14 protein-coding genes are annotated in these 15446 nt (G+C 63.1%); 9 read left to right on the top strand and 5 right to left on the bottom strand.

What is annotated here, in order from left to right:
* The first annotated feature begins 38 nt into the window (after window positions 1-38).
* Genes OA2633_RS13615 through OA2633_RS13600 form a run of 4 tightly spaced genes read left to right on the top strand, consistent with a single transcriptional unit; the run spans window position 39 to window position 4008 of the window.
* A complete protein-coding gene (locus tag OA2633_RS13615; protein ID WP_162010999.1) occupies window positions 39-788 on the top strand; it encodes a lysophospholipid acyltransferase family protein in 750 nt (249 codons plus the stop codon).
* Window positions 785-2059, top strand: a complete 1275-nt coding sequence (locus OA2633_RS13610; protein ID WP_009803152.1) for a 3-deoxy-D-manno-octulosonic acid transferase — start codon at window positions 785-787, stop codon at window positions 2057-2059. The genes OA2633_RS13615 and OA2633_RS13610 overlap by 4 nt, the downstream gene beginning before the upstream one ends.
* Window positions 2056-3069 carry a tetraacyldisaccharide 4'-kinase gene (gene lpxK / locus OA2633_RS13605; RefSeq protein WP_371262347.1) on the top strand — a complete coding sequence of 338 codons (1014 nt, stop codon included), beginning with the start codon at window positions 2056-2058 and terminating at the stop codon, window positions 3067-3069. The genes OA2633_RS13610 and lpxK overlap by 4 nt, the downstream gene beginning before the upstream one ends.
* Before the next feature lie 9 nt (window positions 3070-3078).
* Window positions 3079-4008 carry a lysophospholipid acyltransferase family protein gene (locus OA2633_RS13600; RefSeq protein WP_009803150.1) on the top strand — a complete coding sequence of 310 codons (930 nt, stop codon included), beginning with the start codon at window positions 3079-3081 and terminating at the stop codon, window positions 4006-4008.
* A gap of 106 nt (window positions 4009-4114) precedes the next feature.
* On the opposite strand, the gene OA2633_RS13595 is transcribed toward OA2633_RS13600, so the two are convergent.
* Window positions 4115-4981 carry a M23 family metallopeptidase gene (locus tag OA2633_RS13595; protein ID WP_009803149.1) on the bottom strand — a complete coding sequence of 289 codons (867 nt, stop codon included), beginning with the start codon at window positions 4979-4981 and terminating at the stop codon, window positions 4115-4117.
* 16 nt (window positions 4982-4997) lie between these two features.
* The gene (locus OA2633_RS13590; RefSeq protein ID WP_009803148.1) at window positions 4998-5258 is read right to left on the bottom strand and encodes a DUF2093 domain-containing protein; all 261 of its coding nucleotides are present in this window, start codon (window positions 5256-5258) and stop codon (window positions 4998-5000) included.
* 92 nt (window positions 5259-5350) lie between these two features.
* On the opposite strand from OA2633_RS13590, the gene mutL reads away from it, so the two are divergent.
* On the top strand, window positions 5351-7267 hold the full coding sequence (mutL, locus tag OA2633_RS13585) for a DNA mismatch repair endonuclease MutL (RefSeq protein WP_009803147.1): 1917 nt from the start codon (window positions 5351-5353) through the stop codon (window positions 7265-7267).
* Window position 7268: 1 nt separating this feature from the next.
* Here mutL and OA2633_RS15930 read toward each other — a convergent pair whose 3' ends face one another.
* Entirely contained in the window at window positions 7269-9611 is a 2343-nt protein-coding gene (locus OA2633_RS15930; RefSeq protein WP_083783285.1) for an acyltransferase family protein, read from the bottom strand.
* A 263-nt stretch (window positions 9612-9874) separates the two neighbouring features.
* Here OA2633_RS15930 and lspA point away from each other — a divergent pair, with 263 nt between their 5' ends.
* The 4 genes from lspA to OA2633_RS13560 all read left to right on the top strand — a co-directional run bounded on the left by lspA (window position 9875) and on the right by OA2633_RS13560 (window position 13644).
* Window positions 9875-10375 carry a signal peptidase II gene (gene lspA / locus OA2633_RS13575; protein WP_009803144.1) on the top strand — a complete coding sequence of 167 codons (501 nt, stop codon included), beginning with the start codon at window positions 9875-9877 and terminating at the stop codon, window positions 10373-10375.
* Window positions 10376-10466: 91 nt separating this feature from the next.
* Complete coding sequence (locus OA2633_RS13570) at window positions 10467-11003, top strand: DUF3035 domain-containing protein (protein ID WP_040612750.1); 537 nt, start codon at window positions 10467-10469, stop codon at window positions 11001-11003.
* 151 nt (window positions 11004-11154) lie between these two features.
* Entirely contained in the window at window positions 11155-12450 is a 1296-nt protein-coding gene (locus tag OA2633_RS13565; protein WP_009803142.1) for an amidohydrolase family protein, read from the top strand.
* 135 nt (window positions 12451-12585) lie between these two features.
* A complete protein-coding gene (locus tag OA2633_RS13560) occupies window positions 12586-13644 on the top strand; it encodes a phosphotransferase family protein (protein ID WP_009803141.1) in 1059 nt (352 codons plus the stop codon).
* Here the strand turns inward: OA2633_RS13560 and OA2633_RS15595 are convergent.
* Window positions 13641-14063, bottom strand: a complete 423-nt coding sequence (locus tag OA2633_RS15595) for a hypothetical protein (protein WP_050752881.1) — start codon at window positions 14061-14063, stop codon at window positions 13641-13643. The genes OA2633_RS13560 and OA2633_RS15595 overlap by 4 nt on opposite strands.
* Before the next feature lie 130 nt (window positions 14064-14193).
* Window positions 14194-15408 (bottom strand): acyl-CoA dehydrogenase family protein, encoded by a 1215-nt coding sequence (locus OA2633_RS13555; protein ID WP_009803139.1) that lies wholly within the window; start codon window positions 15406-15408, stop codon window positions 14194-14196.
* Between the last annotated feature and the right edge of the window lie 38 nt (window positions 15409-15446).

Genomic DNA, 15446 nt, shown 5'->3' with positions numbered 1-15446 from the left:
TTGACGGATCGTCCCGGGGCGGCGATCCAGCGCATACCATGTTGAAGTCCATCGTCTCCTCGCCTCCGGTCCAGGCGCTGATCGCCGCGCTGCTGGCGGGCTATATGAGCCTTGTCAAAGCCACCACCCGCTGGGAGGTGCGCGGGCTGGAGCATGCGCAATCGCTCTGGTCCTCCGGGGACGGCGTGATCTGCGGCGTCTGGCATGGCCGCATCCTGATGACGATTGCGGCCTGGCCGAAAAACGTCCAGCCGCCCGCCATCCTGATCTCGCGCTCGCGCGAAGGCGATGTGGTCACCAAGGTCGCCGCCCATCACAAGGTGGAAGTCATCCGCGGCTCCTCGCGCAACAAGAAGAAGACCAAGCAAAAGGGCGGGCTGAGCGCCTTTCGCGAAATGGTCCGCTGGGTCGAGGGCGGCGGCTGCATGGCGCTGACCCCGGACGGCCCGCGCGGACCGCGCATGCGCGCGGGTCTGGGCGCGGTCAAGCTGGCGCGCGCCACGGGCGCGCCGCTTCTGGGTTTGGGCTGGTCCACCTCGAACGCCCTCATCTTCAAGAGCTGGGACCGCTTCGTGCTGCCGCTGCCCTTTGGTAAAGGCGTGATCGTCTGGGCCGAGCCGGTCCGGATCGACGCCGACGCCGACAAGGCGGCGCTGGAGACCGCCCGCGCCACGCTGGAAGCGCGCCTGATCGCTGCAACCATGGAAGCCGACCTCGCCTGCCGCGGCGAAACGATCACCGCCGCCCCGAAACCGCAATCTGAAGACCCCGGTCAGGACGCAGCATGAGCGCGCCGGGCCTGTCGCTGTATCGTTTCGCCAGCCAGGCGCTGAAACCGGCGGCGCGCTGGCTCCTCGACAGGCGCGCGCGGGAAGGCAAGGAAGATCCGGCCCGCCTACACGAGCGCGTGGGTCAGGCGCAGATCGCCCGCCCCGCAGGCCGTCTGATCTGGATCCATGCCGCCAGCGTCGGGGAGAGCCAGATGGCGCTCACCGTCGCCGAGGCGCTTCTCAGCCAGCATGACGACGCCCATGTGCTCATCACCTCGGGCACCCTCACCTCGGCTAACCTGATTGCGCGACGCGGGCTGGACCGCCTGATCCATCAATTCCCGCCTGTGGATGCGCCGGACTGGGTGAACGCCTTTCTCGATCACTGGACACCCGATCTGGCGGTGTTCACCGAAAGCGAGCTGTGGCCCAACCTGATCCTCTCCGCCAGGGCGCGGGGCGTCCCGCTGGCGTTGATGAATGCGCGGATGAACCGCAAATCGTTGGAGGGGTGGGCGCGCTGGCCTTCAAGCGCCAAAGCGCTTCTGGGCGCGTTTGACTGGATCGGCGCCGCGGACCAACGCACCGCCGAGGGTCTGTCGGGCCTGACCGGTCGCCCGGTGGAACTGGCGGGCAATCTCAAGCTTGAATGCGGCCTGCCCGCCCCCGATCCGGACGCCCTGAAAGCGGCGCAGGACGCCATTGGCGAGCGCCCGGTCTTTGTCGCCGCCAGCACCCATGACGGCGAAGAGGCGCTGATCGCCCAAGCCCATGCCGAAATTCTCAAAGTCCGGCCCGACGCCCTGATGATCCTCGCGCCGCGCCATCCCGAGCGCGCGGATGACGTGGCGGCGGTTCTGAACGAACACGGCTTGCCCCAGGCCCGCCGCTCTCAGGGCGAAACGCCGGACGGCAGGCCGGTCTGGCTGGCCGATACGCTGGGCGAGATGGCGCTGTGGTATGGGGTGTGCCCGGTCGCGGTGATCGCCGGCAGCTTCAAGCCCGGCATTGGCGGTCACAACCCGATCGAGGCGAGCCGCGCGGGCGCTCTGGTCATCACCGGCCCCCATGTGGACAGCTTTAGCGATGTCTATGGCGTCTATGATGCGCATGAGGCGCGCCTGGTCGCCGAAACCGCCGCCGACATTGCGCGCGATGTGCTGGACTGCTGGCAGGGCGACCGACTGACCTCGGACAAGGCCCTTGCCGCGCTAGACGCCTTGCCGAACGGGGCCCTGCCCCTCACCCTGTCCCATCTGAACCGGCTTCTCGACCAAGGACGCCCCTGATGCGAGCCCCGCCTTTCTGGGATGACACAGCGCCGCGCAGCTCTGCGGCTTTGACGCGCGCGCTCCTGTCGCCGCTGGGCGCGCTTTACGCCTGGGCCGGGGCGCGCCGCATCCGGACGACAACGCCCGCCCCCGCGCCCGCGCCCGTGATCTGCGTGGGCAATCTCACCGTGGGCGGGGTCGGCAAGACGCCCGTCACCGCGGCCCTCATGCGCGCCGCACACCAGAAGGGGCTCAAGGCTGCGGGCCTCAGCCGGGGCTGGGGCGGCAAGCTTTCAGGCCCGGTGAAAGTCGATCCCAAGCTTCATTCCGTGGCCGATGTGGGTGATGAACCCTTGCTGCTGTCGCGCCTCGCGCCGGTCTATGTCGCCCGCCATCGCCCCGACGGCGCGCGCATGGCCGCCGAGGAAGGCGCGGACGTCATCATCATGGATGACGGGCACCAGAACCCCAGCCTTGAAAAGACCCTCTCCATCGTCGTGGTGGACGGTGTGACCGGCTGGGGGCCGGGCACGATCTTCCCGGCGGGGCCCTTGCGCGAACCAGTAAAGGACGGGCTTGCGCGCGCGGACGCCGTGATCGTGATGTGCCCCAGCGCGGAGTTCGCGCCGGACCTTGAAAAGCTCCAGCTCGCAGATCTTGAGATTCCGGTGCTGACCGCCTGGCTCGCGCCCGAAGCCGCCCCGCCGTCAGGACCGCTGCTGGCCTTTGCGGGCATTGGCCGGCCACAGAAATTCTATGACGCGCTGGTAGCGGCGGGCGGAAGTTTGGCGGATACGGCGAGCTTTCCCGACCATCACGCCTTCACTCGCGGAGAAATCGAGACGCTGGCCGATCTTGCCGAAAGCCATGACGCCACCCTGATCACCACCGAGAAGGACCATGTGCGCCTGCCCGGCGGGGTAAAGGGCTCGGTCACCGCCTGGCCCGTGCGCGCGGTCTTCCGCGAGGAAGCCCGGCTCGACGCGCTTCTGGATCAAGCGATGGATTCCTTCGCCGCCAGCCGTTAAGCCAGAACCATGTCTGATCTCATGAAATCCATCGGTTTTCGCGCCGAAGCGCTGGGCTGGGACGCCTATCAGGGCCTGTTCCGGTCCATGGGGCTGGAGCGCGCCTCCGATTACGGCGCCAAGCTCCTGCGTACGTTGGGCCCGAAAGTCTCGGTGCATCATGTGGCGCGCGTGAACATGCAGGTCGCCTTCCCCGAAGCGTCAGACCGCGAGCTGGATGGCCTGCTGGACGCCATGTGGGACAATTTCGGGAGGCTCGTCGGCGAGTTTCCCAACACCCACCGCTTTGATTTCAGCCCCAACAGCGACCAGATCGAGGTCGAGGGCGAGGAGATCCTGGCCGAGCTTGACCGTCAGGGGCAGCCGGCCGTGCTGATCGGCGGGCATTTCGCCAATTGGGAATTGATGGCGGCGGTGATCATGCGTCACCTCAAGGATTGCCGGATCACCTATCGCCACGCCAACAACCCGCTGATCGACCAGCGCATCATTGATCAGCGCAAGGCCTATGGCATCAACATCCTCGCCCCCAAGGGCGGGCATGGCGCCAAGGAATTGATGCAGGCGCTCAAATCGGGCGCGTCCGTCGCGCTGATGAACGATCAGAAGATGAATGACGGCATCGCCGCGCCCTTCTTCGGCCGCATGGCGATGACAGCGCCCGGCCCGGCGCGGATGGCGCTGCGCTATGACTGCCCGCTCGTGCCCATGTCGATCCGGCGCAAGGACCGCGCCCGCTTCAAGGTGACCATCCACGAACCGCTGGCGCGTCCCGAAGGCAAGGATGCGGACGCCATTCTTGAGGTGGTCACAACCATCAACCGCTTCATGGAAGAGCGCATCAAGGAAGCCCCCAGCCAATGGTTCTGGGTGCACCGCCGGTTCGAGAAGCCGCTCTACAAGCAGGCGAAGGCGGAGGCGCAAGCCTCAAGAGGCTGAATTCCCGGGCGAGCAAGGCGAAGACCCGGGACCTGTCTCCGCAAATAGCGCTTGATCCTGATGGAGGCCCCGGCTCTGCGCTGCGCTTGGCCGGGGTTTCAGCGATTTACCGCAAGCCGCTGGGATCAACCGCGAGCGCTTCAGCGGGGTCGATATAGCGATTGTGCCATTTAATGCGCCAGTCGAGATGCGCGCCCGTCGAGCGACCGCCGGACCCGACTTCGCCGATCACCTCGCCCTGCGCGACTTCCTGACCGACGTCCACGTTCACAGCGCCCAGATGCAGGAAGGCGCTGGTCAGGCCCTGGCCGTGATCGATGAAGATCAGACCGCCTTCATAATACATGTCGGGATCGGCCAGCGTGACCACGCCCGCGGCGGGCGCGATCACCGGCGTGCCGCCGGGGGCAGCGATATCGATGCCATAATGAGGCCGACGCGGTTCGCCATTGTAATAGCGCTGGCTGCCATAGACGCCGGTCAGGCGACCTTCGACCGGCATGATGAAGGCGCTGGCGAAGCCATCCCCCGTCCAGCGGGAGGTATAGGCGTTGCGCTTGACCCGGCCTTCGGCGCGGATGCGTTCGAGCACCTCTTCAGGCGGGGTGACGTATTCCTGCGGCACCCCCTCGATGCGCTGGATGTCGTATTGGCGCTGCTGGACGCTGACCGTCTCTTCATAGCGGCCATCAGGCAGAGCGACGCTGAGCGTGGTCTGCGCCTCCGCATCCCGGTCATGGCCCAGCACGACCCAGCCCGCATCATCCGCTTCAACACTGATATCGCCTAGCGTCACGCTGGCGCCCGGCTGCGTCCGGCAGACGATCATCGCGCCCTGGCGATGGGTTCCGGCGCAGTTGATGGGGGCGGCGGCGGGCGCCGTCTCTGCGATCAGGGCCGCCATGGGATCAGCCGCGCCCTCCGGCGCGGGGGCGACGGCTTGAACAAGGGCGAGCGCGGCGATCAGAACCATGAGAGCTATCCTGTCCCTATCCGGGTTTTTGCTGCTTGGCGGCGCCGGGGCCCTGATAGACCTCGCGCCAGCGTTGGGTGGCCGCGCTGGCGTCCAGATACGCTTCCTGAAGCTCGGCGGACCAGTAACGCAGATTGTTGAGCGTGATTTTCTCGCCCGTAACCGCGCATTTCACATACGCGCCGGGCTTGAGGATCATGAAATCGGCATCGCCGAATTCCAGCGTGGCTTCACCCGCGAAATCACGATCAAAGGAGGGCAGATCAGTATCGGTCATGTCGCTTTCCTATCACGAGAGCCTTGGCGAGCGGAAGACGGCAAACAGCGCTGCGCCTTGACCGACTCACACCCGCTCGCGACTTTGAAGCCATGACCCTCATTCGCCGCCTGTCACCTGAAACCGTCAACCGCATCGCCGCCGGCGAAGTGGTCGAGCGCCCCGCCAGCGCCGTCAAGGAGCTGGTGGAGAACGCGCTCGATGCAGGCGCGCAACGCATCGACATCCGCATCGAGGGCGGCGGGCTGACCCGCATCGTCATCGAGGATGACGGCTCGGGCATGGACGCCGAAGGGCTCGAAACCGCGATCGAGCGGCACGCCACCTCCAAATTGCCCGTGGGTGAGGACGGGCAGGACGATCTTCTGAACATCCATTCCATGGGCTTTCGCGGCGAGGCCCTGCCCTCCATCGGTTCGGTCGCGCGCCTCAACATCACCACCCAGGATGAGGAGCTGGGCGGCGCCTGGGAGCTTTCGGTCGAAGGCGGAACGAAATCCGGCCCTCGCCCCGCCCCCTCGCTGGGCCGTCGCGGCACGCGGGTGGAGGTGTGCGATCTCTTCTACGCCACGCCCGCGCGCCTGAAATTTCTCAAGTCCGAGCGTGCGGAAAGCACCGCCGTCTCCGATGTCATCAAGCGGCTGGCGCTGGCGCGGCCCGATGTGGGCTTCTTCCTGTCCGTGGATGGCCGCTCGCGCGTCTCCGCCCCGGCCGAGAGCACAGAGGATCGCGACGAGGCGCGCCGGGGGCGGCTGTCGTCCATTCTGGGCGCGGACTTTGGCGAGAACGCCCTCGTGATCGATCAGGAGCGCGAAGGCGTGCACCTGACCGGGCTCGCCAGCCTACCCACATACAATCGCGGCTCGAACCAGCACCAGTTCCTGTTCGTCAATGGCCGCCCGGTGAAGGACAAGCTGATCGTCGGCGCGGTGCGCGGCGCCTATCAGGACTTTCTCGCCCGTGACCGCCATCCGGTCGTCGCGCTCTATGTGGACCTGCCGTCCAGCCATGTGGATGTGAACGTCCACCCGGCCAAGGCCGAAGTGCGCTTTCGCGATTCAGGGCTGGTGCGCGGTCTGATCGTCGGCGCTCTGCGCCATGCGCTGGCGGGGGCGGGCCATCGCGCCTCCACGACTGTGGCCGGATACGCGCTTGGACGCGCCCGCCCCGAAGGCGCGCCGACCCATGCCCTGCCTTTGACCCGCGGCAGCTCGATCTCCAGCGGCTGGGCCAACCGGCCCTCCCCGGCCTGGGAAAGCCAGCTCTCCGAGCATCACGAGACGTCGGGCTATGGCTATGGCGAGTCCCAGACCGAAGCGTCCCAATATGGGCGCGGCGATCTCGCGCCCGGCATGTCCGCCCGCACCGAACCCTCTTACGGCGGCGAACCGGCGGACGGCGCGCCCGCGGCCGAAACGCACACGCCGGACTTCCCGCTCGGCGTGGCGCGCGCGCAGGTGCATGCGACTTATGTGATCGCCCAGACCGAGGACGGGCTGGTGATCGTGGACCAGCACGCCGCCCATGAACGCCTTGTCTATGAGCGGATGAAAAAACAGCTCGCCGATACGGGCGTGGCGCGCCAGGCGCTGCTCGTGCCCGAAATTGTCGAGCTCGATGAAGCCGAGGCGCGCCGCGTGCTCGACCGCGCCGAGCAGCTCGCCGAGCTGGGTCTTGTGATCGAACCCTTCGGCCCCGGCGCGCTGGCCGTGCGCGAAACCCCCGCCCTTCTCAAGCGCCTCGACGTGCAGGGTCTGATCCGGGATCTCGCCGACGAGATCGCCGAATATGACGAGGCGTTGTCGCTGAAGGAAAAGCTCGAGGAAGTGGTGGGCACCATGGCGTGCCACGGCTCGGTGCGCTCGGGCCGGCGCCTGACGGGCGATGAAATGAACGCCCTGCTGCGCGAGATGGAAGCCACGCCTCATTCGGGCCAGTGCAATCACGGCCGCCCCACCTATGTGGAGCTGAAACTGGCGGACATCGAACGCCTGTTCGGGCGACGGTAGCTTAATCAAAGAACAGCTCACAACTCCTGACGCCGCGATTTCCCGACGCGACAACGCCATTGTCTTGTACGCGTCCATCCAGCTGAATATCCCTGAGGCCACTTAAACCCTCAATGTATTCACCGCGGACACTCACGGTTCCGTCTGCACCAATCGTCCCATCCCAGTATTCATAACGATCCTCATCAGGACCGCCTAAACGGACCGCAAACGCACCCTGTTCCAGTGAGGACGCAAACCTTCGCGTTATGGCAGGTAGAGATTCATTGATGGCTTCGCACTCCAACCGCAGACTCAGCGCGGTTGAAGCCTCCGCCTCAACAACTGAAGTTTCGCGATTGTTGTTCGAAGTCACGCTTTGCAGCGCAGCTATGACATCAGGCTGCGCGGCTTCAAGGTGGTCAGCAATATAATTAGCAAACACAGGCCCGGTATGCGCGGAGTCCATGTAAATTAGTTGCCCGTCTGGCATCAGTGCAGGGCAGACTTCATCGCAAAATGCTCGGAGCACGTTCAGGAAATAGGAATTGTCATAACTTCCTACAATCTCAGACAGCTGAGCATTTTTCTCATGGACATCATAAACATGATAGCGGCTCAAGTCATTGTAGACCTGTGGGCCGATGGGCGAATCCAACAATTCAGGAATATTTTCCGAATATTGAGGCCGCGCTCCGACCACAAATAAGTTCAGACCCAAGGATGAAATATAGTCGAATGTGGAGACCATATCTATCTCGCGCCAGTGCCGCCAATTGCTGACGATGACAATGGCTTCCAAATCTTCACGCTCAGCGATGTAATCATAACGGAAGCGGTTTAGACGCTGACAGCTTTCAGGTCGGCTGGAAGCCCCAGACTCAGGATAGATGGGGACGCAGCCGCCCGTCACGATGCTTATAATTTGGTCAGAAGGCAGCCATCTCTCCAAGAGAGGGATAGTCTCCGCACCATAACTGTCAGCAATTAGCAGAACCTTTTTGCTCGACAGGTCAGCCGGCAAACAGGCCTCCATATTGAAACGCTCGAAAGGCTGGTCATAGCCCAGATGACAGCCACGTTCGATGCGCCCGCTTTGGTATCGACGCGCACTGACTTCCCGCCCCAGCTGTACATAAGAAACATCGGCAAGAAACAGGCCCTGATCGCCAACACCCGCAGCTGGCTGCCCGCTTTCAGCCGCGGAAGCCAGTTCTGAGCGCTGTTCATCCCCCTCAGAAGCACGCCCCATCTGAACCAGAAGAGGAGCCACGATTAATGAGACAGCTCCCACAATGGCAAAAGACGCCGCGAACACCCCCAAATGCAAACCCTTGCGTTCAGTTCGATAAGACCAGACTCGAACAGGTTCCTCGACAAGTTTATGCAATAGCTCGGCAGCCGCCAAAAAAGATAGAACCAATAGAATCTCTAGAAACAAGGGCCTGTTAGGTCCCAAATAATATGAATAGAAGACCGTAAGCGGCCAATGGACCAGGTAAAGCGTGTAAGCTCTCCTGCCGATCCAGGTAAGACAATCATTTCCTAGAGTAGCAATTGAGAACGATGAATTGATATAAAACAGAATAAATGACGCACCCATAGTAGGGACGAATGCAGACATAATTATATCGTAGTCATGACCGCTAACAAATACAGCACTAAATACGAGAAGAACAAAACCTAGCGCGGTTACACCAATCGCAGAAAACTTATTTCCTTTCTCATGACCACTCAGGCGAATACACGCGACAAGTGCACCAGCAGAAAACTGGAACACACGCGCCGGCATTAGATAAAACATCGCACTTGAATCGAACTTATATATTAAATAAGCAGTCAACAAGGAAGCGATGAAAAATACAATGTGCCTGTAAAACTTTGCTAACAAAACAAAAGAGATCAGCAACGGCCAAAAGATGTAAAACTGCTCCTCGACAGAGAGCGACCAAAAATGAAGGTATGGGTTCGAAAGAGAAACCGGGTCGAAATACCCTGAATTCGCATAAAAGTAGACGTTTGACAGCCAGAAAAGCGAAGATAAAAATGAATACAAATTCGAGTATAGGCCATTTGGGCCATATATAACGTAAGAGAATATTAATGTTAAAACTCCGAGCACTGCAGCCGCAGGAAGAAGTCTGGCAGCCCTTTTCCAATAGAAGTCTATAAAGTTAAATTTATTTGACTTACTACTGGACAGAATATTTTTGGTAATAATATAACCAGATATAACGAAGAATACATCAACACCGATGTATCCACCTGGCAAGTATTTTTCATTCAAATGAAAAACAATCACAAAAACAATAGATATCGCTCTGAGTCCATCTAGAGCTGGAATGTAAGATTTTTTATTTATCAACTTTCAATTCCCTGCCCTTAACAGAGCTAAGACAACGCTACTAATAGGGGCGTTCCGCTCCAACCTTACTAGCAGTGTCCTCTCCTGTATTCGGAAGTCAATATTACCCCTATTCCCCGGTGGCAAGACTGGATCAGATTACTCCTCGAGGCCCCTCCCCGCACTCTGTCGCAGCCAGATTGCGGCGCTTTCACTGGACCGGGCGGGGCGGGCCCTGCTAAGCCTATTCAAACAGGGAATGCAGGGACTTGATCATGCAGCGAATGTTCGCGCGGAAACGCCCCGCCGGATCGTTCACGATCTTCGGCTTCATCACCGCGGTGCTCGTTCTGATCGCTGACCAGGCCAGCAAATACTGGATCCTGTACGGGCTTGATCTTGACGGACGCACGCCGCAGCAGGTCGAAGTCCTCTCCCCCTGGTTCAACCTCACCATGGTGTGGAATCACGGCGTCAGCTTCGGCATGTTCCAGGCCGACAGCCCGGCCCAGCGCTATCTGCTGGCGGGGGTCTCGCTCGCCATTGCGGGCATGCTGGTGGTGTGGATGTTCCAGACCACGCGCCGTCTGCAGGCGCTGGCCTTCGGCCTGATCATCGGGGGCGCCATCGGCAATGTCATCGACCGCTTCATCTATGGCGCCGTGGTCGACTTTTTCGATTTCTCGGGGCTCTATTTCCCCTATGTCTTCAACGTCGCGGACGCCGGCATTTGCGTCGGCGTCGCGGTCATGGTCCTGGACCTGGTCCTGAACGGGGACCGCTGACCGGTTTCGCGCGGCGCCCCGGCCTCTGGCCAGAGCGTGCGCCAGTCTGATACAAGCGGTGAGAACCGCCTCTGAAAGCGAGCTTTCGACCATGCGTATGCGCACCGCCCTGATCCTTTCCGCCACCGCCCTGTTCGCGTTGACCGGCTGCAATTCCGGCGTCCGTCAGGCGCTTGGCGTGGACAAGACCACGCCGGACGAGTTTCGCGTCGTCACGATTGCGCCGCTCTCGGTGCCGCCGGAATACAATCTGACCCCGCCGCGTCCGGGTGACTTGCGCGCCGAGGACATGTTCCAGGACCAGCAGGCGCGCCGCGCCCTGTTCGGCGCCCAGTCCTCCTCCAACGCCACGGATGCGGAAATCCTGTTCGCCTCCCGCGCCGGCGCGGCGGACGCCAATCCGAATGTCCGCGCCATCATCGACGGCGAATCCGCCGCTCTGGTGCGCAAGGATGAAAGCTTCGCCAACCGCATCCTTTTCTGGCGCGACAATGAACGCCTGATCCAGCAGGGCGGCCAGCCGATCGACCCGGCCGAGGAAACCGCCGCGATCGAGACCGTCACCGGCGGCGGCGAGGTGGAGATCGAACGCCGGCGCACCGTGCGTCGCAAACTGCCCGGCCTTTAAGCCGACAGGACTGTTTTTAACGAAACGCCCGGCCCTCGCGCCGGGCGATTTGCATTGTCGCGGTCGCATTTGATGTTGTTTGAGGTTTGACACTCGCCCCGGAGCCGGACACTTTTGCGGTTAAGCTCTGAAGAGCAAAGGGGAGAGAGACATGATCCGCACTATCGCCGCGCTTGGCGCGCTCGCCGCCGTCTGGCCCGCCGCCGCTCTGGCGCAAGAGGCTGAACCGCTTACCGTCATTCATGCCGGCCATCTGATCGCCGCGCCCGGCGAGGAGCGCGTCCGCGACCAGGTGTCCATTCTGGTCCGGGGCGACGAGATCGAAGCCATCGAGAACGGCTATGTCACGCCGGACGGCGCCGAGATCGTCGATCTGACGGGCGCCTGGGTGATGCCGGGCTTCATCGACGCCCATGTGCACATCACCAGCCAGCAGGGCGCGGGAAGCCGTCTGTCGACCTTTACCGACAGCAGCGCGGACGACGCCATTCACGGCGTTCTCTACAGCCGCCGGACGCTGATGGCGGGCTTCACCACCGTGCAGGATGTGGGCGGCAATATGGAAGCCGTGCGCGCCCTGCGCGCCGGCGTGGAGGCGGGCGAATTCCCCGGTCCGCGCATGCGCATCGCCGGCGGCGCCGTGACCCCCACGGGCGGCCATGCCGACATCAATGGCTGGAGCGTCGAGGTGATGCGCGCCAATGGCAGCCCCTATGCGTGCAACGGGGCGGATGATTGCGCCCGCGCCGTGCGCCAGCTGGTGCAGGAAGGCGCGGACGTCATCAAGATCACCGCCACCGGCGGGGTGCTGTCCTCCACTGGCGCAGGCGTCGAGCAGCAATTCTTCCAGGAAGAGCTGGACGCCATTGTCGGCGCCGCGCACATGATGGGCCGCAAGGTGACCGCCCACGCCCATGGCGTGACGGGCATCAACGCCTTCCTGCGCGCCGGCGGGGATTCCATCGAGCACGGCACCTATCTCGATCGCGAATCGATCCGTCTGTTCCGTGACAATGACGCAGTCCTCGTGCCCACCGTCATGGCCGGCGAATGGGTGGCCAACCAGGCCGATGCCGGCTGGATGACGCCCTTCCAGGCCGCCAAGGCCCGCGTCGTCGGCCCGCTGATGCTGGAAATGGTTCGCCGCGCCCATGAGGGCGGCGTCACCATCGCCTTCGGCACCGATTCGGGCGTCTCCGCCCATGGCGACAATGCGCGCGAATTCCTGCTCTACACCATGGCGGGCATGACCGAGATGGAAGCGCTGGCCACCGCCACCACCGTGGGCGCGCGCCATGTGCAGCTGGAGGACGAGATCGGCCGCATCGCGCCGGGCTTCTCCGCCGACATCGTGGCGACCAATGGCGATCCGCTCGAGAACATCGAAGAGCTGATGGACATCGACTTCGTCATGGCCCGCGGCGTGGTGCACAAGAACGAAGAGTAAGGCCTGGCCCCGGACGGCGCAGGGCGCGGATCCGGGGCTATCAAGGCTTTGGTGCAAAACCGGCATAGAGGTCCCGGACCGGTCTAGAGGACCGTCCGGGATTTCCACTTAGACAAGCAAGAGTGACCCCGACCCATGTCCCAACTTGACGAGACCTTCTCCGGCACCAAGCCGGTCGCTGACGCGCTGAAGTTTGACCAGTCTGCGCTCGAGCGCTGGATGGCCGAGCATGTGGAAGGCTTCAAGGGACCGCTGACGGTCGAGCAGTTCAAGGGCGGGCAATCGAACCCCACCTACAAGCTCTCCACCCCGGGGGCGCAATACGTGCTGCGCCGCAAGCCGCCGGGAAAGCTGCTGCCGTCCGCGCACGCGGTGGATCGCGAATACCGGGTGATGAAGGCGCTTGGCGAACAGGGCTTCCCCGCGCCGCACATGTTCGGCCTGTGCGAGGATGACAGCGTCATCGGCACGGCCTTCTACATCATGGATTTCGTTGCAGGCCGGATCTTCTGGGACCCGTATCTGCCCGATCTCAGCCCCGATCAGCGCGGCGCGATCTATGACGCGTCCAACGCCACCCTCGCCCAATTGCACTCCATCGACCATGAGGCGGCGGGCCTTGGCGATTACGGCAAGCCGGGCAATTATTTCGAGCGCTCCATCGGCCGCTGGTCCAAGCAGTACAAGGCGGCGGAAACCGAGACGGTCGCGGCGATGGACAAGCTGATCGAATGGCTGCCTGAACACGCCCCGGCGCAGGAGCGGACGAGCGTGGTGCATGGCGATTATCGTCTGGACAACATGATCTTCCACCCCACCGAGCCCAGGGTCATCGCGGTGCTCGACTGGGAGCTGTCCACGCTGGGCGATCCGCTGGCGGACTTCACCTATCAGCTGATGCAATGGCGCACGCCCAAGGACATCCGCAACGGTTTCCTCGGTCAGGATCTCAAGGCGATGGGCATTCCCACCGAAGAGGAATACGTGAAGGCCTATTGCGAGCGCACGGGCCGCAACGGCATCCCGAAGCTCGATTTCTACTTCGCCTACAACATCTTCCGCCTGACCAGCATCGTTCAGGGCGTCTATGCCCGCTCGCTGCAGGGCAATGCGTCGAATGAAAAGGCCAAGGAAATGGGCGCTCTGGTCAAGCCGATGGCCGAATACGCCTGGAGCATTGCCGAAGGGGCCTAGCCGCCCAGATGGCTCAGGAAGGGCGCGCCCAGCGCGCCCGCCATGACCAGCTCGAAGCCCAGACCCATCAGGTTATAGCTCGTGCGCGTCTCCTGCTCGGCGTCCGCCAGCATGGAGAGTCCGCGACCGATCACCATGCCCAGCCAGTACAGGCTGGCGGCGAAGCTCGATCCCATCACCGCGCCGGCGCCCGCCTGGAAGCTCATGACCAGGGTCAGCAGCACCGCGCCATGCAGCAGGCACAGCGCGCCGCCAAAGCTGGCGCGGAACTCCGCCCAGCCGCCCTTCCAGCGGGGGTCGGGCGCCAGACGCACAACGCTTTGCGCCCAGCGCGGCGTCACCAGGGCGGCGAAGCCCATGCCGAAGCCCAAAAGGGCGGCCAGGCCGGCGATGATCCAGGGCGCAGGATAGTCGAACATTGTCATCTCACGGATTGCTTGATCGCCTTTACGCGAGCATGCGCGATCCAGATCACTTTATGTGCAGTCATATCGTCAGAAACAGGAAGCCCCGGTCGAGGACCGGGGCTTCAGGCGTCTCAGAGGGGGCTCAGCCGTTGAGCCATTTCTTGGCTTCGAGCCGGGAGATCGTGCGTTCGTGCACCTCGTCCGGGCCGTCCGCCATGCGCAGGGTGCGGATGCCGGCATAGGAATAGGCCAGCGGGGTGTCATTGCTGACGCCGCAGCCGCCATGGGCCTGGATGGCGTCGTCGATCACCTTCAGCGCCATGCGCGGCGCAGCCACCTTGATCATGGCGATCTCGCCGCGGGCGACCTTGTTGCCCACCGTGTCCATCATCCACGCCGCCTTCAGCGTCAGAAGACGACATTGCTCGATCTCGATGCGGGCGGTGGCGATGCGGCCTTCCCACACAGAATGCTTGATGATCGGCTTGCCGAAGGCTTCCCGGCTCATCAGGCGCTTGACCATCAGCTCCAGCGCCCGCTCGGCGGCGCCAATCGTGCGCATGCAGTGGTGGATGCGGCCCGGGCCAAGCCGGCCCTGAGCGATCTCGAAGCCCCGGCCCTCGCCCAGAAGGATGGCGGAAGCGGGCACGCGCACATTCTCGAGCTTGATCTCCATATGGCCGTGCGGCGCGTCGTCATAGCCGAAAACCGGCAGGAAGCGCTCGATGGTGATGCCCTTGGCGTCGGCGGGGACCACGACCATGGACTGCTGGGAGTGCACATCGGCGTCCGGATTGGTCTTGCCCATGACGATGAAGACCTTGCAGCGCGGATCACCGGCGCCCGAGCTCCACCATTTGCGGCCGTTGATGACGTATTCGTCGCCATCGCGCTCGATCCGGCATTCGATATTGGTGGCGTCGGCGCTGGCCACGGCCGGTTCAGTCATCAGGAAGGCCGAGCGGATGTCGCCCGCCAGCAGCGGTTTGAGCCATTTCTGCTTATGCTCTTCAGTGCCGTAGCGCACGAAGACTTCCATGTTTCCGGTGTCCGGCGCGGCGCAGTTGAACACCTCGCTGGCCCACGGCACCCGGCCCATTTCCTCGGCCAGCGGCGCGTAATCGGAATTGGACAGGCCCGCGCCCTCGTCACTGTCAGGCAGGAAGAGATTCCACAGACCCGCGCTCTTGGCCTTTGCCTTCAAGTCCTCGATGATGGCGGGGACCTGCCAGCGATCGGTTCCGAACGCCGCCATCTGGGCGGCATACACCGGCTCGTTGGGATAGATGTGTTCGTCCATGAAGGCGCGGACGCGCGCCAGATAGTCTTTGCACAGGTCGGAGTATTCAAAATTCATGGCGACAGGCCTCCCCTTGGCGACGATCCGGAGCGGGA

It is taken from the genome of Oceanicaulis sp. HTCC2633 (assembly GCF_000152745.1).
Classification (GTDB): domain Bacteria; phylum Pseudomonadota; class Alphaproteobacteria; order Caulobacterales; family Maricaulaceae; genus Oceanicaulis.
This window is presented reverse-complemented; position numbering and strand designations above follow the sequence as displayed.